General features: G+C 62.5%; 16 protein-coding genes. 9 read left to right on the top strand and 7 right to left on the bottom strand.

All coding sequences use genetic code 11. From position 1 onward, the window contains the following. The first annotated feature begins 2 nt into the window (after nt 1-2). From REH59_RS23095 to pdxJ, 7 genes are all read left to right on the top strand, one after another. Nucleotides 3-1,406 carry a DegQ family serine endoprotease gene (locus REH59_RS23095; protein WP_014859165.1) on the top strand — a complete coding sequence of 468 codons (1,404 nt, stop codon included), beginning with the start codon at nt 3-5 and terminating at the stop codon, nt 1,404-1,406. A 180-nt stretch (nt 1,407-1,586) separates the two neighbouring features. Next, complete coding sequence (lepA, locus tag REH59_RS23090; protein WP_010952535.1) at nt 1,587-3,386, top strand: translation elongation factor 4; 1,800 nt, start codon at nt 1,587-1,589, stop codon at nt 3,384-3,386. 5 nt (nt 3,387-3,391) lie between these two features. Next, nucleotides 3,392-4,246, top strand: coding sequence for a signal peptidase I (gene lepB, locus REH59_RS23085; protein WP_014859167.1), 855 nt, complete (start codon nt 3,392-3,394; stop codon nt 4,244-4,246). Between the two features lie 163 nt (nt 4,247-4,409). Continuing rightward, the gene (rnc, locus tag REH59_RS23080) at nt 4,410-5,099 is read left to right on the top strand and encodes a ribonuclease III (RefSeq protein ID WP_003252059.1); all 690 of its coding nucleotides are present in this window, start codon (nt 4,410-4,412) and stop codon (nt 5,097-5,099) included. Then, on the top strand, nt 5,092-5,994 hold the full coding sequence (gene era, locus REH59_RS23075; protein ID WP_003252061.1) for a GTPase Era: 903 nt from the start codon (nt 5,092-5,094) through the stop codon (nt 5,992-5,994). Before rnc ends, era begins: the two co-directional genes overlap by 8 nt. Nucleotides 5,995-6,160: 166 nt before the next feature. After that, nucleotides 6,161-6,844, top strand: a complete 684-nt coding sequence (gene recO / locus REH59_RS23070; protein WP_014859168.1) for a DNA repair protein RecO — start codon at nt 6,161-6,163, stop codon at nt 6,842-6,844. Nucleotides 6,845-6,905: 61 nt separating this feature from the next. Beyond that, nucleotides 6,906-7,628 carry a pyridoxine 5'-phosphate synthase gene (gene pdxJ / locus REH59_RS23065; RefSeq protein WP_246745495.1) on the top strand — a complete coding sequence of 241 codons (723 nt, stop codon included), beginning with the start codon at nt 6,906-6,908 and terminating at the stop codon, nt 7,626-7,628. Nucleotides 7,629-7,693: 65 nt separating this feature from the next. On the opposite strand, the gene REH59_RS23060 is transcribed toward pdxJ, so the two are convergent. Both REH59_RS23060 and REH59_RS23055 read right to left on the bottom strand, forming a co-directional pair. Then, a complete protein-coding gene (locus REH59_RS23060; protein ID WP_014859169.1) occupies nt 7,694-9,076 on the bottom strand; it encodes a heavy metal sensor histidine kinase in 1,383 nt (460 codons plus the stop codon). Then, nucleotides 9,073-9,747 carry a heavy metal response regulator transcription factor gene (locus tag REH59_RS23055; protein WP_003252070.1) on the bottom strand — a complete coding sequence of 225 codons (675 nt, stop codon included), beginning with the start codon at nt 9,745-9,747 and terminating at the stop codon, nt 9,073-9,075. Before REH59_RS23055 ends, REH59_RS23060 begins: the two co-directional genes overlap by 4 nt. Before the next feature lie 311 nt (nt 9,748-10,058). Here REH59_RS23055 and REH59_RS23050 point away from each other — a divergent pair, with 311 nt between their 5' ends. Further along, the gene (locus REH59_RS23050) at nt 10,059-10,262 is read left to right on the top strand and encodes a hypothetical protein (protein WP_003252072.1); all 204 of its coding nucleotides are present in this window, start codon (nt 10,059-10,061) and stop codon (nt 10,260-10,262) included. Nucleotides 10,263-10,331: 69 nt separating this feature from the next. On the opposite strand, the gene cmoB is transcribed toward REH59_RS23050, so the two are convergent. From cmoB to lon, 4 genes are all read right to left on the bottom strand, one after another. After that, nucleotides 10,332-11,288: a tRNA 5-methoxyuridine(34)/uridine 5-oxyacetic acid(34) synthase CmoB gene (cmoB, locus tag REH59_RS23045; protein ID WP_004575433.1), complete on the bottom strand. Its 957-nt coding sequence runs from the start codon at nt 11,286-11,288 to the stop codon at nt 10,332-10,334. Next, nucleotides 11,285-12,028 (bottom strand): carboxy-S-adenosyl-L-methionine synthase CmoA, encoded by a 744-nt coding sequence (gene cmoA, locus REH59_RS23040; protein WP_004575434.1) that lies wholly within the window; start codon nt 12,026-12,028, stop codon nt 11,285-11,287. The genes cmoB and cmoA overlap by 4 nt, the downstream gene beginning before the upstream one ends. A gap of 89 nt (nt 12,029-12,117) precedes the next feature. Continuing rightward, complete coding sequence (locus REH59_RS23035; protein WP_003252079.1) at nt 12,118-12,510, bottom strand: protease inhibitor I42 family protein; 393 nt, start codon at nt 12,508-12,510, stop codon at nt 12,118-12,120. Nucleotides 12,511-12,661: 151 nt separating this feature from the next. Continuing rightward, entirely contained in the window at nt 12,662-15,079 is a 2,418-nt protein-coding gene (gene lon / locus REH59_RS23030; RefSeq protein WP_014861074.1) for an endopeptidase La, read from the bottom strand. Between the two features lie 194 nt (nt 15,080-15,273). Between lon and REH59_RS23025 the strand changes: the two genes are divergently transcribed. Beyond that, nucleotides 15,274-15,402 carry a hypothetical protein gene (locus REH59_RS23025; protein ID WP_014754328.1) on the top strand — a complete coding sequence of 43 codons (129 nt, stop codon included), beginning with the start codon at nt 15,274-15,276 and terminating at the stop codon, nt 15,400-15,402. 206 nt (nt 15,403-15,608) lie between these two features. On the opposite strand, the gene REH59_RS23020 is transcribed toward REH59_RS23025, so the two are convergent. Further along, nucleotides 15,609-18,020: a glucose/quinate/shikimate family membrane-bound PQQ-dependent dehydrogenase gene (locus REH59_RS23020; RefSeq protein WP_014860519.1), complete on the bottom strand. Its 2,412-nt coding sequence runs from the start codon at nt 18,018-18,020 to the stop codon at nt 15,609-15,611. Nucleotides 18,021-18,030: the final 10 nt, after the last annotated feature.

Genomic DNA, 18,030 nt, shown 5'->3' with positions numbered 1-18,030 from the left:
TAATGATGTTCGCTGCTGTGCTGATGCTCGGCCAAGTCCTCACCGCCCAAGCCGAGGAAGCCCTGCCGGACTTCACCACCCTGGTGGAGCAGGCTTCGCCGGCGGTGGTCAACATCAGTACCAAGCAGAAGCTGCCTGACCGCCGAATCGCCGCAGGCCAGATGCCGGACCTGGAAGGCCTGCCGCCGATGTTCCGCGAGTTCTTCGAGCGCAACATGCCCCAGCAGCCGCGCTCGCCGCGCGGCGACCGCCAGCGCGAGGCGCAGTCGCTGGGCTCGGGTTTCATCATCTCCAGTGATGGCTACGTGCTCACCAATAACCATGTGGTGGCCGATGCCGACGAGATCATCGTCCGCCTGTCGGACCGTAGCGAGCTCCAGGCCAAGCTGGTGGGTACCGACCCGCGTACTGACGTGGCGCTGCTGAAGGTCGATGGCAAGAATTTGCCAACGGTGAAATTGGGTGACTCCGAGAAGCTCAAGGTGGGCGAGTGGGTACTGGCCATCGGTTCGCCGTTCGGCTTCGACCATTCGGTGACCAAAGGTATCGTCAGCGCCAAGGGCCGGACCCTGCCCAATGACACCTACGTACCGTTCATCCAGACCGACGTGGCCATCAACCCGGGTAACTCCGGCGGCCCCCTGTTCAACATGAAAGGCGAAGTGGTGGGGATCAACTCGCAGATCTTCACCCGTTCTGGCGGTTTCATGGGGCTGTCGTTCGCCATCCCGATTGACGTGGCGATTGATGTCTCCAACCAGCTGAAGAAAGACGGCAAGGTCAGCCGCGGCTGGCTGGGCGTAGTGATTCAGGAGGTCAACAAGGACCTGGCTGAATCGTTTGGCCTGGACAAGCCGGCGGGCGCGCTGGTGGCCCAGGTGCTGGAAAACGGCCCGGCAGCCAAAGGCGGCCTGCAGGTGGGCGACGTGATCCTCAGCATGAACGGCCAGCCAATCGTCATGTCGGCCGATCTGCCGCACCTGGTTGGCGGCCTCAAGGATGGCGAGAAGGCCAAGCTGGAAATCATCCGCAATGGCAAGCGCCAGAACCTGGACATCAGCGTCGGCGCGCTGCCGGATGACGACGTTGAGATTGGCGCTGGCACCGAAGGCGGCGCCGAGCGCAGCAGCAACCGCCTGGGTGTATCGGTCGCCGACCTGACCGCCGAGCAGAAAAAGTCCCTGGAGCTCAAAGGTGGCGTGGTCATCAAGGAAGTGCAGGATGGCCCGGCAGCCATGATCGGCTTGCGCCCGGGTGATGTCATCAGCCATCTGAACAACCAGGCTATCGGTTCGGCGAAGGAATTCACCGAAATCGCCAAGGAACTGCCGAAGAACCGATCTGTGTCGATGCGCGTGCTGCGTCAGGGCCGCGCCAGCTTCATCACCTTCAAGCTTGCTGAATAAGCGGTTTCGCAAGGCGAAAGGGCAGCTTCGGCTGCCCTTTTTCATGAATCTTCACAATTGCCGGAATGATTGCTGTGTACAGTCGGACAGAGGAATCTCCCATAACCCAGCAGCTTAAGGTACAATTCCCGGCTATTTTTCGGCGGGCGTCCGGCTCGCAGCCTTTTCGAGTGTTGACCCGTGAGTGATTTGAGTCATATCCGCAATTTCTCCATCATCGCCCACATCGACCATGGCAAGTCGACGCTGGCTGACCGTTTCATCCAGATGTGCGGTGGCCTGTCGGCGCGCGAGATGGAAGCCCAGGTGCTCGATTCCATGGACCTGGAGCGTGAGCGCGGTATCACCATCAAGGCCCACAGCGTCACCCTTCACTACAAGGCGCAGGACGGCAAGACCTACCAGCTGAACTTCATCGATACCCCCGGCCACGTCGACTTCACCTACGAAGTTTCGCGTTCGCTGGCGGCCTGTGAAGGGGCACTGCTGGTGGTTGACGCCGGTCAGGGCGTGGAAGCCCAGTCTGTAGCCAACTGCTACACCGCCATCGAGCAGGGCCTGGAGGTCATGCCGGTCCTGAACAAGATGGACCTGCCCCAGGCCGACCCGGACCGCGTCAAGGACGAGATCGAGAAGATCATCGGTATCGATGCCACCGACGCCGTGGCCTGCAGCGCCAAGAGCGGTATGGGCGTTGACGAGGTGCTCGAGCGCCTGGTGCACACCATCCCCGCGCCAGAAGGTGAGATCGATGCACCGCTGCAAGCGCTGATCATCGACTCCTGGTTCGACAATTACCTGGGTGTGGTCTCGCTGGTGCGTGTGCGCCAGGGCCGCGTCAAGAAAGGCGACAAGATCCTGGTCAAGTCCACCGGCAAGGTGCACCTGGTCGACAGCGTCGGTGTCTTCACCCCGAAGCACACCCAGACCGCTGATCTGAAAGCCGGCGAAGTAGGCTTCATCATCGCCAGCATCAAGGACATCCACGGTGCCCCGGTTGGCGACACCCTGACCCTGTCCTCGACCCCTGAGGTCGAGGTGTTGCCAGGCTTCAAGAAGATTCAGCCGCAGGTCTACGCTGGCCTGTTCCCGGTCAGCTCCGACGACTTCGAGGATTTCCGCGACGCTCTGCAGAAGCTGACCCTGAACGACTCCTCGCTGCAGTACATGCCGGAAAGCTCCGACGCGCTGGGCTTTGGCTTCCGTTGCGGTTTCCTGGGCATGTTGCACATGGAGATCATCCAGGAGCGCCTGGAGCGCGAATACGACCTGGACCTGATCACCACAGCACCCAGCGTGATCTATGAGCTGGAGTTGAAAACCGGCGAAACCATCGTCGTCGACAACCCGTCCAAGCTGCCGGACGTCTCGGCTGTAGCCGACTTCCGCGAGCCGATCGTCACCGCGACCATCCTGGTTCCGCAGGAGCACCTGGGCAACGTCATCACCCTGTGCATCGAGAAGCGTGGCGTACAGCGCGACATGCAGTTCCTCGGCAGCCAGGTGCAGGTGCGTTACGACATGCCGATGAACGAAGTGGTGCTCGATTTCTTCGACCGCCTCAAATCCACCAGCCGCGGCTATGCTTCGCTGGATTATCATTTCGATCGCTACCAGTCGGCCAACCTGGTCAAGCTGGACGTACTGATCAATGGCGACAAGGTCGATGCCCTGGCATTGATCGTGCACCGCGACAACGCGGCCTACAAAGGCCGTGCGTTGACCGAGAAGATGAAGGAACTGATCCCTCGGCAGATGTTCGACGTAGCGATCCAGGCAGCCATTGGCGGCCAGATCATTGCGCGGACAACCGTCAAGGCGCTCAGAAAGAACGTACTGGCCAAGTGCTACGGCGGTGACGTCAGCCGTAAGAAGAAGCTGCTGGAGAAGCAGAAGGCCGGTAAGAAACGCATGAAACAGGTGGGCAATGTGGAAATTCCACAAGAAGCCTTCCTCGCCGTGCTCAGGTTGGATAGCTAGGTCCTATGTCGCTAAATTTCCCGCTGTTGCTAGTCATCGCCGTCTTCATCTGCGGTCTGCTGGGCTTGATCGACCTGCTGTTCCTGGCCCCGCGCCGGCGTGCGGCAATCGCCAACTATCAGGGCAGCGTCAGCCAGCCTGAGATGGCGGTGGTCGAACGGCTGAACAAGGAGCCGTTGCTGGTCGAGTACGGCAAGTCGTTCTTCCCGGTGCTGTTTATCGTGCTGGTGCTGCGTTCGTTCCTGGTCGAGCCGTTCCAGATTCCTTCGGGATCGATGAAACCGACCCTGGAAGTGGGCGACTTCATCCTGGTGAACAAATTCTCGTACGGCATTCGCCTGCCGGTGATCGACAAGAAGGTCATCGAGGTCGGTGACCCGCAACGCGGGGATGTGATGGTGTTCCGCTACCCGAGCGACCCGAATGTCAACTACATTAAGCGTGTGGTTGGCCTGCCGGGCGACGTAGTCCGTTACACCAACGACAAGCGGCTGTTCGTCAACGGCCAGCCCGTTGCCGAACAACTGGTGGGCAGCGAGCCGGGTACCCTGGGCAGTGCTCAGCTGTACAAGGAAAAGCTCGGCGCGGCCGAACACCTGATCCGCAAGGAAATGAGCCGTTATCGCATGCCGCCGGACCAGCAGTGGACCGTGCCTGTGGGCCATTACTTCATGATGGGCGACAACCGCGACAACTCCAACGATAGCCGTTTCTGGGATGACCCGAACATTCCCAAGGAACTGCACGGCATGGTTCCGGACCGGAACATTGTCGGCAAGGCCTTCGCGGTGTGGATGAGCTGGCCAGAGCCCAAACTCAGCCACTTGCCCAACCTGTCGCGGGTTGGCCTGATCCATTGATACCCATCGGCGCTGTCCAGCAGACAGCGCCGAATGCATTTCTGACATAGGCTGTGTTCTCAGGGATCGGGAGATTCGCCACACATCAATCGGCGGACCACAGCCAAACAGTCTTTCAGGATGTTGATTTGAACAACGCGTTGAACAACGATCGGGTGGCCGCATGAGTGCTTCCCTTGCCGGTCTGGAGCGAAAGCTCGGTTACACCTTCAAGAACCAGGACCAGATGCTCCTGGCACTGACCCATCGCAGTTACGCCGGGCGCAACAATGAGCGCCTGGAGTTCCTCGGTGACGCCATTCTCAACTTCGTTGCCGGCGAAGCGCTGTTCGAGCGTTTTCCGCAGGCTCGCGAAGGCCAGTTGTCGCGGCTGCGTGCGCGGTTGGTCAAGGGGGAGACCCTGGCCCGTCTGGCCCGTGGTTTTGATCTGGGCGATTACCTGCGCCTGGGTTCCGGAGAACTCAAGAGCGGCGGCTTTCGCCGCGAGTCGATCCTGGCCGACGCCCTGGAGGCACTGATTGGTGCCATCTACCTGGACGCTGACATGGACACCGCCCGGGAGCGCATTCTGGCCTGGCTGGCCGATGAGTTTGAAGGCCTGACACTGGTCGACACCAATAAAGATCCGAAAACCCGCCTGCAAGAGTTCCTGCAGTCGCGCAGCTGTGAGCTGCCGCGTTACGAAGTCGTGGATATCCAGGGTGAACCACACTGCCGGACCTTCTTCGTCGAATGCGAAGTGGTACTGCTGAACAACAAGAGCCGTGGTCAAGGCGTTAGCCGGCGTATTGCCGAGCAAGTCGCCGCCGCGTCTGCACTGATCGCCCTGGGCGTGGAGAATGGCAATGACTGATAGCAACCCGACCCGCTGCGGCTACGTAGCCATTGTTGGCCGTCCCAACGTCGGCAAGTCGACCCTGCTCAACCACATCCTGGGCCAGAAGCTGGCGATTACTTCGCGAAAGCCGCAGACCACCCGCCACAACATGCTCGGCATCAAGACCGAAGGTGATGTGCAGGCCATCTACGTCGATACCCCCGGTATGCACAAGGCCAACGACAAGGCCCTGAACCGTTACATGAACCGCAATGCCTCGGCGGCCCTCAAGGACGTCGACGTGGTGATCTTCGTGGTCGACCGTACCAAGTGGACCGACGAGGACCAACTGGTGCTGGAGCGCGTGCAATATGTGACCGGCCCGCTGATCATCGCGGTCAACAAGACCGACCGTATGGAAGAGAAAGCCGAGCTGATCCCGCACCTGCAGTGGCTGCAAGAGCAGCTGCCGAACGCCGAGGTGATGCCGATTTCCGCACAGCAGGGGCACAATCTCGAGGCGCTGGAAGCACAGATCGCCAAGCACCTGCCCGAGAACGATCATTTCTTCCCCGAAGACCAGATCACCGACCGTAGCAGCCGCTTCCTGGCCGCCGAACTGGTGCGCGAGAAGATCATGCGCCAGTTGGGTGCGGAGTTGCCGTACCAGATCACCGTGGAGATCGAAGAGTTCAAGCAGCAGGGCCATGTGCTGCACATTCACGCGTTGATCCTGGTTGAACGCGATGGCCAGAAAAAAATCATCATTGGTGACAAGGGTGAGCGCATCAAGCGCATCGGTTCCGAGGCGCGCAAGGACATGGAAGTGCTGTTCGATTCCAAGGTCATGCTCAACCTGTGGGTCAAGGTAAAGGGCGGCTGGTCCGACGACGAGCGCGCCCTGCGTTCGCTGGGCTACGGCGACCTGTAAGCCGCGCGCTGGTCCCTGTAGGGGCGGCCTTGTGTCGCGATAGGGCCGTGCAGCAGCCCCGGCGATTTATGCTGCGAAGCTAAAAATCGGGGGCCGCTTTGCGGCCCTTTTCGCGACACAAGGCCGCTCCCACAAGGGCCAGTGCAACCCTCGGCGCGAGTGATTAATGGAACAACCTGTCGGCCAGCCAGCCTACGTGCTGCACAGCCGTGCCTATAAGGAAACCAGCGCGCTGGTGGACTTTTTCACCCCGCAGGGCCGTATGCGCGCCGTGCTGCGTCGTGCGCGGGGGAAGGGCGGTAGCCTGGTGCGGCCGTTCGTCCTCCTGGAGCTAGAGCTGCGGGGGCGCGGCGAGCTGAAGAATGTCGGCCGCATGGACAGCAACGGCATCGCCGCCTGGCTGCATGGCGATGCGCTGTTCAGCGGGTTGTACCTGAATGAGTTGCTGATGCGGCTGCTGCCCGCCGAAGCACCGTTTCCGGCCATTTTCGAGCACTACACCCTGACCTTGCAGGCCCTGGCTGAAGGCCGCCCGCTGGAACCTCTGCTGCGTTCGTTCGAATGGCGGCTGCTTGATGAGCTCGGGTATGCGTTTTCATTGAACCAAGACGTCAACGACCAGCCGATTGCCGCCGACGGCCTGTATCGCCTGCGCGTGGATGCCGGCCTGGAGCGGGTCGAGCTGTTGCAGCCCGGCCTGTTTCGTGGGATCGAGTTGCTGGCCCTGGCTGAAGCCGACTGGGACGCACCTGGCGCCTTGCTCGCTGCAAAGCGGCTGATGCGCCAGGCACTGGCAGTTCACCTGGGGGCAAAACCGCTGGTCAGCCGGGAACTGTTTCGCAAGCGCTGATCAGGACGTATGCTGTTGGGCTCAATCTTCAGGAGAGCCTTTCGTGACTCACAGCAACCGCATGCTTCTTGGCGTCAACATCGACCACGTGGCGACCCTGCGCCAGGCCCGTGGCACGCGCTACCCTGACCCGGTCAAGGCTGCCCTGGATGCCGAGGAAGCAGGCGCCGATGGCATCACCGTGCACCTGCGTGAAGACCGCCGGCACATCCAGGAGCGTGACGTTGTGCTGCTCAAGGATGTGCTGCAGACCCGCATGAACTTCGAGATGGGCGTCACCGAAGAGATGATGGCCTTTGCCGAGAAGATTCGCCCGGCGCACATCTGCCTGGTACCCGAAACCCGTCAGGAGCTGACCACCGAAGGTGGCCTGGATGTGGCAGGCCAGGAAGCGCGGATCAAGGCTGCAGTCGAACGGCTGGCGCGTACCGGTGCCGAGGTGTCGCTGTTCATCGACGCCGACGAACGGCAGATCGAGGCCTCGCGTCGGGTTGGCGCACCGGCCATCGAGCTTCACACCGGCCGTTATGCCGATGCCGAAACCCCCACCGAAGTGGCTGAAGAGCTCAAGCGGATCGTCGAGGGTGTGGCGTTTGGCGTGGGGCATGGGCTGATCGTCAATGCCGGTCACGGGCTGCACTACCACAACGTCGAGGCGGTGGCGGCGATCAAGGGTATCAATGAGCTGAACATTGGCCATGCGCTGGTGGCGCATGCCTTGTTTGTCGGCTTCAAGGCTGCTGTGGCCGAGATGAAGGCGCTGATCGTGGCGGCTTCGCGCTGATTGTTGGTCGCCTGTACCGGCCTTTTCGCGGGCAAGCCCGCGAAGAGGCCAGCACAGGCGGCCGATCACTCGGCAGGAAACACCAGGGTAAACCGGGTAGGCCCCAGGGGGCAGCTGCTGACCTCGACCCGCCCGCCATGCAACTGCATGATCGACTTCACGATCGCCAACCCCAACCCGGTCCCGCCCTCCAGCCGCGAACGCCCCGAACCTACCCGGTAAAACCGCTCGAACAAGCGCGACTGGTGCTCTGCAGGCACACCCGGACCCTGGTTCTCCACGGATAGCCTGACTTCGCTGCCCGAGCGTTCGATGCGCAGAGCCACGGGTTTACCCTCGGGACTGTGCCGTATGGCGTTGCTCAACAGGTTCGACAGTGCCCGCTGAAACATCAGCCGGTCTCCCAGCGCTGTCCCCCAGCCCTGAACACGTAGCTCAATTTCTTTCAGCTCGGCACTGTAGGCAAACAGCTCGACAACCCGCGCTGCCTCGTCGGACAGCGCCAAGGGTTTCAACGCAACCTGCGTATGCGGCTGGCTGACCTGGGCAAGAAACAGCATGTCGTTGATGATGCGGTTGAGCCGGGTCAGTTCTTCGATGCTGTCTTCAAGCACTTCCCGATAGTTGGCGTTGTCCCGCTCACGGGCCAGTGTCACCTGCGCCTTGCCCATCAGGTTGCTCAACGGTGTGCGCAGTTCATGGGCCAGGTCGTCAGAGAACTGCGACAGCTGCCTGACACCTTGGTCGAGTCGATCGAGCATCACGTTGATACTGCCGGCCAGGTCTGCCAGTTCCTGCGGCAGGGCGGTAGCGGGCAGGCGATGCTGCAGGTCCTGGGCCGACACCTGCCCGGCAATGCGCCGGAAGTGCCGCAATGGTTTCAGGCCGCGCTGCATCAGCCACCATGCCCCCGCACCAATCAAAACCAGTAGCAGTGGCAAGGCGAGCAACGTCGAGTGCAGGTAGGCTTGCAGCAGGGCGTTGTCGTCGGCGCGGTTGAGCGACATCATCACCTTGACAGGGGTGTTGTCGCGCAGGCGCATCAGCCGGGTAACGGTGAGGATCTGGTTACCGCCGCTGTCACGCCAGGCGTGAAAGGCCAGACGCGCATCGGTGTGCAGTTCACCGACCCGCGATTCCAGGGCCGGGCCGAGGCTGAGCAGGTGGGGGTGGCGGCCGTCGAGAGCCAGCACACTGAGGCTTAGGTTGTCATGCCCCATCACCAGGTCCAGCAGTGGATGGGCGCGGCTGCCCAGGTCCTCGCTGCGCAGGTCGACACGCAGGTTGTGCTCGACCTGAAGCATCTTGCGCGCCAAATCCTTGCGCGCGCGGCTGTCCAGTTCGTGATCCAGGGCAAACACGGCCAGGCAGGCCAGCAGCAGCACCAGTGCGGCGCCCATCAATGTCACGCTCAGGCCCAGGCGTAACGACAGGCTGGCATTTTTCAAAGGCGAGCCTCAAGTACGTAGCCCACACCACGCAGGGTATGGATCAGCTTGTTGTCGAACGGGTCGTCGATCTTCGCCCGCAGGCGCCGGATCGAGACCTCGACCACGTTGGTGTCGCAGTCGAAGTTCATGTCCCACACCAGCGAGATGATCTGCGTGCGCGACAACACTTCGCCAGTCTGGCGCATTAGCAGGTGCAGCAGGGCGAACTCCTTGGCGGTCAGGTCGATGCGCTGCCCGGCGCGGTAGGCGCGGTGGCGGCCGGGGTCCAGTTCCAGGTCAGCGACGCGCAGGGTGCTGGGCTGCAGTTGCTGGTCGTTGCGGCGTAGCAGGCTGCGGATGCGCGCCAGTAGCTCAGGGAACTCAAAGGGCTTGAGCAGGTAGTCATCCGCGCCCAGGTCCAGGCCTTTTACCCGGTCGGCCAAGCGACCGTGGGCGGTCAGCATCATGATGCGCGTGGCCGATTCGGCACGTAGCCGCTGCAGCACGGTCCAGCCATCGATTTCGGGCAGGTTGACGTCGAGGATGACCAGGTCATAGGCCTGTTGGCGTGCCAGGTGCAGGCCGTCGGTGCCTGTGTGGGCGCAGTCGACCACGTAACCGTTCTCGCGAAGGCCCTGTTGCAGGTAGTCGGCGGTACGCAGCTCGTCCTCGATGATCAGTAGGCGCATGGGGGGCTCGGTGTATTGAAAGGGGGGCGATTCTTGACCCTGTAGTGACATCAGGGTCAAGCGCTCCAATGTTACGGCATGAAAAAAGGCCTGCGGTGCAGATAACGGATTTGTAATTCTGCTGTTATCTGGCTGTCTGTTCGGGCCTCTTCGCGGGTAAACCCGCGCCTGTAGGAACGGGTTTAACCGCGAAGAGGTCCGAACAGTCCACACAAGGCCACATTGCAGGACTGTAATCCCCGCCTCACCTTGCCGTTAGCCAGCCCTCGCTAGGATGGCCGTGTCTGATCGGTTATTACGAGGCAAACACGATGAACCTGACCAAATACCTGCTGTTGGCCACCCTTGCCCTGGGCAGCGCCAGTGTTTATGCCGAGGGCGGTGCGGAGCGCTCGAAGCAGTTCTGGCAAGCCTTCCGCGAAGACCAGCAGCGTCTGCATGGCGACAAGCAACAGGCTGTTGCCGAGCGCGAGCGCAAGGCGCAAGAGAAGGCGCGTGAGGTGGCCAAGGATTGAGGTAACGACACCTGCGCCGCGACGGCTCCTCGCCGCAGGTGTATTCAGGCGCCCCTGCGGGCGCCTTTTTTATTTGCGCGCCAGCAGGGTGGCGCGGCGTGGGGCAGGCAGGCCTTCGACGGTCTTGCTATGGTCGTTCGGGTCGAGGAAGTCGCTCAGCGACTGGTAGCGCATCCAATCGGTGCTGCGCTGCTCCTCGACGCTGGTCACGCTCACGTCGACGCAGCGCACATCGCTGAAGCCGGCACGGCGCAACCAGCGGGCCAACGCCGGTACCGACGGCAGGTACCAGACGTTGCGCATCTGCGCGTAGCGGTCCTCAGGCACCAGCACCTGGTTTTCGTCGCCCTCGATAACCAGCGTTTCCAGCACCAGCTCGCCACCTTTGACCAGGCAGTCCTTGAGCGCCAACAGGTGCTCGATGGGCGAGCGGCGGTGATAGAACACGCCCATGGAAAACACGGTATCGAAACCTTCAAGGTTGGCGGGCAGGTCTTCCAGGGCGAACGGCAGGTGCCAGGCCGGTAACTCCGGCAGGTATTGCTGCACGGCCTGGAACTGGCAGAAGAACAGCCAGTTGGGGTCGACCCCAACCACCATGTCTGCGCCGGCGCCGAGCATGCGCCATTGGTAGTAGCCATTGCCACAGCCTACGTCGAGTACGCGTTTGCCTTTGAGGTCCAGGTGCGGGCCGACCCGCGACCACTTCCAGTCCGAACGCCATTCGGTGTCAACGTGCACGCCAAACAGGTCGAATGGCCCCTTGCGCCAGGGCGACAGGCCCATCAGTGCCTGGCGCATCTGCGCGCGGGTGGCGTCGTCGCAGTCGCAATCCAGACGCAACCCGTTGACCAAGTCGACTTCACTGGGTTGCAGGGCGGGCAGGGCTTCCAGCGCCCCGCGCCAGCGGTCGAGGTCACCGTGACCCTTTTCCAGCTTGGCGTCCAGTTGCGCTTGCAGGCCTTGCGACCAGGAAGCCAGGGGCGTGCCCGCCAGGCGGCGGACGAGGGGAGACAGATCGATCATGGCAGGGCTATCAACGAGGCGAAGTTAAGGCATTGGAACCAAGGCACCACTTTCGAGAAGCCGGCTGCGCGCAGGCGTTCCTGGTGGGTTTCGAGTGTATCGGGCTTCATCACGTTTTCGATGGCACTGCGCTTCTGGGCGATCTCCAGTTCGCTGTAGCCATTGGCCCGTTTGAAATCCAGGTGCAGTTCATTGAGCAGGTCCTGCGCTTGCTCATCGGCGAAGCGCAGCTTCTCCGACAGAATCAGCGCGCCGCCGGGCAGCAGCGCCTGGCGGATTCGCCCGAGCAGTTCAAGGCGCTGGTCAGGGGCAATGAACTGCAGGGTGAAGTTCATCGCCACTACCGAGGCCGGCTCGAAGGGCAGGGCAAGGATATCGGCCTCCAGCACGTGCACCGGCAGTAACTCCTGGAACATCGAATCTTGTGCAGTGAGGTACTGCCGGCAGCGCTCGACCATGGCAGCGGAGTTATCCACCGCGATTACCCTGCAGCCGTCGCTGCGCACATGGCGACGCAGCGACTGGGTAACGGCGCCCAGCGATGCGCCCAGATCGTACAGTGCGGTGCCTGGCTGGGCGAACCGGGCGGCCAGAACCCCGAGGTTCTCGACAATGGTTGGGTAACCGGGCACCGAGCGCTTGATCATGTCCGGGAACACACGTACGACGTCTTCGTTGAAGACGAAGTCGGGCACCTGCTCCAGGGGTTGGGAGAAAAGGCGGTCGGGTTGTTTGCTCACGGCGAATCCAGGCGGCTGGTGATAGGCAGGGGGCGCATTCTAGCCAAACCGCAGCCGGGATGCATGGTTGGCTGACCAGCGCTGTGCGTTCAATTGACCCGAATGGCGCAATCGAAGGTCTGCACCGGGCGCACTTCCGGGGCCCAGGGTTGCTGGTAGACCAATACCAGGTTCCCTTCGCCGGCAGCGCGGGCCTGGAAGCGCCAGGTCGACATGCCCGAGCTGCCGACGATACCGGTGTCTTCAGGCGCGCTGTAAACCTCGGGGCCAAGGCTTTGCAATACGTTGGGCGCCGGGTTCTGTAACAGCCAGCGGTAGCCGGTGGTGGGGTTGCTGGGCAGGGTAAGCGTGAGGACCTGACCGACCTGCAGGCGCTTTGGGCATTCGCTTTCGGCGTCCAGGTCAACAGGCTGCGAGGGTTGTTGAGCGCAGGCAGAAAGCAGGGCGAAGCTCAGGGGAACGAGCAGACGAGGAGAGGTCATGGTGGCTCCGAAGGCTGGCGATGGCCTGAGGATAACCGATGATCGAGGACATTTGTGTTGCCTGTGCCGGCCCTTTCGCGAGTAAGCCCGCGCCTGCAGGGATAGCGTACCCGTGCAGGCGCGGGCTTGCCCGCGAAGAGGCCGGTACAGGCTAGAACAGCACTTTCGCCACGTCGGCAAAGCGCTTGGCGAAGTGCACTGTCAGGCCTTCGCGCAGGTAGTCCGGCAGTTCTTCGAAGTCACCGCGGTTGGGCTCCGGCAGGATCAGTTCGAAAATCTTCTGCCGCCGCGCCGCAATCACCTTCTCGCGCACGCCGCCAATCGGCAGTACCTGGCCGGTGAGGGTCAGCTCGCCCGTCATGGCGACACCCTTTTTGGCAGGCTGGTCGCGGGCCAGTGAAAGCAACGCGCTGGCCATTGTGATGCCGGCACTGGGGCCGTCTTTGGGCGTGGCGCCTTCGGGTACGTGCAGGTGGATGAACGCTTCGTTGAAGAAACCTGGATCCCCGCCAAATTGCTTGAGGTTGGAGCTGATGTAGCTGTAGGCAATTTCGGCAGACTCCTTCATCACGTCACCCAGTTTGCCGGTCAGCTTGAAGCCGCGGTTGTGGGTGTGGATGCGGGTCGCCTCGATCGGCAGTGTGGCACCGCCCATGCTGGTCCAGGCCAGGCCGGTGATCACGCCTTTGCCAGCCAGTACCTGCTCGCTGCGGAACACCGGTATGCCGAGTGCGGTCTCCAGGTCCTTGGTGCCGATCTTAAGTTTGGCGTCGGGGTTTTCCAGCAGCTTGACCACGGCCTTGCGCACCAGTTTGCCCAGTTGCTTCTCCAGCTGGCGCACACCGGCCTCGCGGGCATAACCGTCGATCACCAGGCGCAGTGCGCTGTCGCTGATGCTGAGGCTGGTCTTGGAAACGCCGGCCTTTTCCAGCTGCTTGGGCCACAGGTGGCGCTTGGCGATGGTCAGTTTTTCTTCGGTGATATAGCCGGACAGGCGGATCACTTCCATGCGGTCGAGCAACGGCCCGGGTATCGAATCGAGGGTGTTGGCAGTGCACACGAACAGCACCTTGGACAAGTCCAGGCGCAGGTCGAGGTAGTGGTCGAGGAAGTCGACGTTCTGCTCGGGGTCGAGGGTTTCCAGCAACGCTGATGCCGGGTCACCCTGATAGCTCTGGCCCATCTTGTCGATTTCGTCGAGCATGATCACCGGGTTCATCACTTCGACGTCTTTCAGGGCCTGCACCAGCTTGCCGGGCTGGGCACCGATGTAGGTGCGGCGGTGGCCCTTGATCTCGGCTTCGTCACGCATGCCGCCGACGCTGAAGCGATAGAATGGCCGGCCGAGCGATTCGGCGATGGACTTGCCGATGCTGGTCTTGCCCACCCCGGGCGGGCCCACCAACAGCACGATCGAGCCGCTGATCTCGCCTTTCCAGGCGCCCACGGCGAGGAACTCGAGGATGCGCTCCTTGATGTCGTCGAGGCCAGCGTGGTACTGGTCGAGGACTTTGCGCGCATGTTTGAGGTCGAGCTTGTCTTTGCCGTACACGCCCCACGGCAGGGCGGTGGCCCATTCCAGATAGTTGCGGGTGACGGCGTATTCGGGCGAGCCGGTTTCCAGGATGGCCAGTTTGCCCATCTCTTCATCGATGCGCTTGCGTGCCTGGGGCGGCAGGGTCTTGCCTTCCAGGCGCTGTTCGAACTGTTCGAGGTCGGCGCTGCGGTCGTCCTTGGTCAGCCCCAGCTCCTGCTGGATGACCTTGAGTTGTTCCTTGAGGAAGAACTCGCGCTGGTGCTCGCCGATCTGCCGGTTGACCTCGGCCGAAATTTCGTTCTGCAAGCGTGCGACTTCCACCTCTTTGCGCAGCATTGGCAGTACCTTTTCCATGCGTTTGAGCATGGGCACGCAGTCGAGCACTTCCTGCAACTGGTTGCCGGTGGCCGAGGTGAGCGCGGCGGCGAAGTCGGTGAGCGGCGAGGGGTCGTTGGGGCTGAAGCGGTTGAGGTAGTTCTTCAGCTCTTCGCTGTACAGCGGGTTGAGCGGCAGCAGCTCCTTGATCGCGTTGATCAGTGCCATACCGTAGGCTTTGACCTCGTCGGTCGGCTCAGCGGGCTGGCGCGGGTATTCGACTTCGACCAGGTAGGGCGGGCGGTGGTGCTTGAGCCAGTTGCGGATGCGCACCCGGGACAGGCCCTGGGCGACAAACTGCAATTTGCCGTTTTCGCGGCTGGCATGGTGCACCTTGACCAGCGTGCCGTACTGCGGCAGTGCCGAGGTGTCGAAGTGGCGGTGGTCTTCTGGCGGGGTGTCCATGAAGAACAGCGCCAGGCAGTGGTCCGGTGACTTGGCCACCAGATCGAGCGTTTCGGCCCAGGGTTCTTCATTGACGATGACCGGAAGTACCTGTGCCGGGAAGAACGGGCGGTTGTGGATCGGGATGACGTAGACCTTGTCCGGCAGCTGCTGGCCGGGCAGGGCGAGGGCGTGGCCGGTTTCGGCCTGGAGGGTGTGTTCGACTTCGCTGTGTTCGTCCGGGTGTTCCGGGAAATCCTGCTGGTCGCTCATGGGGCACCTGCGTGAATGACTATGGTGCTTAGATGGGGCGGGAGGGGATGGGTTTCAATGGTATGGGAGTGGCCTTGTGTCGCGATTGGGCTGCGCAGCAGCCCCAGCATCCATCCAGCATTCTAGAGCGTTGGGGCCGCTGCGCGAGCCAATCGCGACACAAGGCTCCACAAGGACTGCGCCAGGCTTTAGATGTGTACGGCGACTTTCAGGGCTTCCAGCGCCGGCTCGACCTTGATGCCCAGCGCTGCACCCAGCTCCATTACCCAGGGTTGATGGGCGGGTTTGCGGTGATGATGTTTCTCGACACTGCGCTGGGCTGAGGCTGAACACCGGCCTGTGGGAGCGGCCTTGTGTCGCGAAAGGGCCGCGAAGCGGCCCCGGCATTATTTGCATCGACGCTGAAACCCCGGGGCTGCTGTGCAGCCCTTTCGCGACGCAAGGCCGCTCCCACACGGATCGCGCCAGCTTTCAGAAATTGAGCAAGACAGTTGCTCCCACAGGGTTGAGCCTGCGGGAGCGGTGTCGCTTACTCAGCTAATTTGTAAGCGATGATGTAATCGCCCATCTTGGTGCCCAGCGAGCCATGGCCGCCGGCAGTCACCAGCACGTACTGCTTGCCGTCCTTGCCGGTGTAGCTCATCGGCGTAGCCTGGCCACCCGCTGGCAGGCGTGCCTTCCACAATTCCTTGCCGTTGTTCACGTCATAGGCGCGCAGGTACTGGTCGAGCGTGCCGCTGAGGAAACCGACGCCACCGGCGGTGACGATCGAGCCACCCATGCTTGGCACGCCAACCGGCAGGCCGATCGGCACCGGAGTGCTGTCCCGGGTGGTGCCGTTCTTGTGTTTCCACACCACCTTGTTGGTGAACAGGTCGATGGCGGCGACGTAGCCCCAGGCGGGTGCCTGGCACGGTACGCCGAGCGGCGACATGAACGGGTGCATGGTCACTGCATACGGTGCACCGGTGTTCGGCTGCACGCCGCTGGTCTCACTTTCGCGCTTGCTGCCTTCGGCAACCTGCTCACGCGGGACCATCTTCGACACGAACGCCATGTAGTTGGGCGAAGTGAACAGCAACTGGCGCACCGGGTCGACCGACACGCTGCCCCAGTTGAATACACCTACGTTGCCGGGGTAGACCAACGAACCTTGTTCGGATGGCGGGGTGTACTGGCCTTCGTAGCGCAGTTCGCGGAACTGGATGCGGCACAGCATCTGGTCGAAAGGCGTGGCGCCCCACATGGCCTGTTCGGTCAGCTCTGGGCCGAGCAGGTTGAGGTCGGAACGAGCCTGGGTTGGCGAGGTGTGGTCGCCTTCCACTGCGCCTTGTGGGGTGGGGATCTCGCGGATCGGCACGATTGGCGTACCGTCGCGGCGGTCGAGCACGTACAGGCTGCCTTGCTTGGTCGGTACGATGATCGCCGGTTTCACGCCATCGTCGGTTTTCAGGTGTACCAGGGTCGGCTGGCTGCCGACGTCCATGTCCCACAGGTCGTGATGGGTGAACTGATAGTTCCAGCGTGCCTTGCCGGTGGCCAGGTCAAGGGCGACCACGCCGGCACTGTACTTCTCGGCGCCTGGGGTGCGGTCGGCGCCCCACTGGTCCGGGGTCTGGTTGCCCAGCGGCAGGTAGATCATGCCAAGGTCTTCGTCGACGCTGGCGATTGACCACATGTTGGCCGAGTTGCGGCTATACATTTTGCCGGCAGCCAATGGCTTGGTGTCGTCCGGGTTGTTGCTGTCCCAGTTCCACACCAGGTGGCCGTCGTGCACGTCGTAGGCGCGGATCACCCCGGACGGCTCATTGGTCGACTCGTTGTCGGTGACGTGGCCACCGATGATCACCAGGTTACGGGTAATGGCAGCAGGCGAGGTGGAGTAATAGCCGCCGGCGGTGAACGGGCCAATGCCGGTGGTGAGGTCGATCACGCCCTGGTTGGCGAAACCTTCGCAGACCTTGCCGTTGTCGGCGTTGATGGCGATCAGGCGGGCATCTGCAGTCGGCAGGTAGAGACGACGCGGGCAGGCTTGGGCCACCGCCTGGCCTGCGTCGGTAATTTTCGGCGCCGGGCTGCCGTCGCGGCTGACGTAGCGGTTTTCGTCATAGTACGAGACGCCACGGCACGTCATGTGGGCAAAGCCTTTGAAGGTGCCGGTCGGGCTCTTGACCTGCGGGTCGTAGCGCCAGATTTCCGCGCCAGTGTCCGGGTCCAGCGCCAGCAGGCGGCTGTGCGCGGTGCAGGCGTACAGCATGCCGTTGACCTTCAGCGGGGTGTTCTGGTTGGTCAGCTCCACCGGGTCGTTTTCGGTCGGCAGATCACCGGTGCGAATGCGCCAGGCTTCTTCCAGGCGGTAGGCGTTCTGCGGGGTGATCTGGTGCAGCGGCGAGTAGCGGTCGCCATGCTCGGTACGGCCGTAGGCCTGCCATTCGCCGTCGGGCATGGCCGGTGCGGCACTGGCCATTTCGCTGCTGTCGCGGCCCAGTTCGCCGAACACTTCACCGGGATGGGTGAACTGGCTGCCCAGCGCGCAAGCGCCCGAAGCGACCACTGCCAGGCCGAGCAGTGCAGTATTGGCTTTGCTGGCCGGGCCGATCAGCGGGCGACGTGCCCACGGAAGCAGCAGCACCACGCCGATGGCGAACCAGATGGCCAGACGGGGCACCAGTTGCCACCAGTCCAGGCCCACTTCGAGCAGGGCCCAAACGGTGCTGCCCAGCAGCACCAGGCCATACAGGCCCAGGGCGATCTGGCGTTGGGCCAGCAGCAGGATGCCCGAAAGGGCAAAGCCGATACCGGCGATCAGGTAGTACAGCGATCCGCCCAGCTGGCTCAGCTTGATACCGCCGGCCAGCAGGGCCAGGCCCATCAGCAACAGCAGCGCGCCAATCAGGCGCGGTAGCCAGCGGCTTCCTTGGTTCGCACCTTCAGTGCTCATCGTAGGTTCT

This window comes from Pseudomonas sp. BO3-4, assembly GCF_034044115.1.
Classification (GTDB): Bacteria; Pseudomonadota; Gammaproteobacteria; order Pseudomonadales; family Pseudomonadaceae; genus Aquipseudomonas; species Aquipseudomonas alloputida.
This window is presented reverse-complemented; position numbering and strand designations above follow the sequence as displayed.

Coding starts and splice junctions, on each gene's coding strand:
- REH59_RS23020 (WP_014860519.1), bottom strand. CDS start 18,020: ATGAGCACTGAAGGTGCGAACCAAGGAAGCCGCTGGCTACCGCGCCTG.
- lepB (WP_014859167.1), top strand. CDS start 3,392: ATGTCGCTAAATTTCCCGCTGTTGCTAGTCATCGCCGTCTTCATCTGC.
- pdxJ (WP_246745495.1), top strand. CDS start 6,906: ATGCTTCTTGGCGTCAACATCGACCACGTGGCGACCCTGCGCCAGGCC.
- REH59_RS23035 (WP_003252079.1), bottom strand. CDS start 12,510: ATGACCTCTCCTCGTCTGCTCGTTCCCCTGAGCTTCGCCCTGCTTTCT.
- recO (WP_014859168.1), top strand. CDS start 6,161: ATGGAACAACCTGTCGGCCAGCCAGCCTACGTGCTGCACAGCCGTGCC.
- REH59_RS23055 (WP_003252070.1), bottom strand. CDS start 9,747: ATGCGCCTACTGATCATCGAGGACGAGCTGCGTACCGCCGACTACCTG.
- rnc (WP_003252059.1), top strand. CDS start 4,410: ATGAGTGCTTCCCTTGCCGGTCTGGAGCGAAAGCTCGGTTACACCTTC.
- era (WP_003252061.1), top strand. CDS start 5,092: ATGACTGATAGCAACCCGACCCGCTGCGGCTACGTAGCCATTGTTGGC.
- REH59_RS23095 (WP_014859165.1), top strand. CDS start 3: ATGATGTTCGCTGCTGTGCTGATGCTCGGCCAAGTCCTCACCGCCCAA.
- REH59_RS23050 (WP_003252072.1), top strand. CDS start 10,059: ATGAACCTGACCAAATACCTGCTGTTGGCCACCCTTGCCCTGGGCAGC.
- lon (WP_014861074.1), bottom strand. CDS start 15,079: ATGAGCGACCAGCAGGATTTCCCGGAACACCCGGACGAACACAGCGAA.
- cmoB (WP_004575433.1), bottom strand. CDS start 11,288: ATGATCGATCTGTCTCCCCTCGTCCGCCGCCTGGCGGGCACGCCCCTG.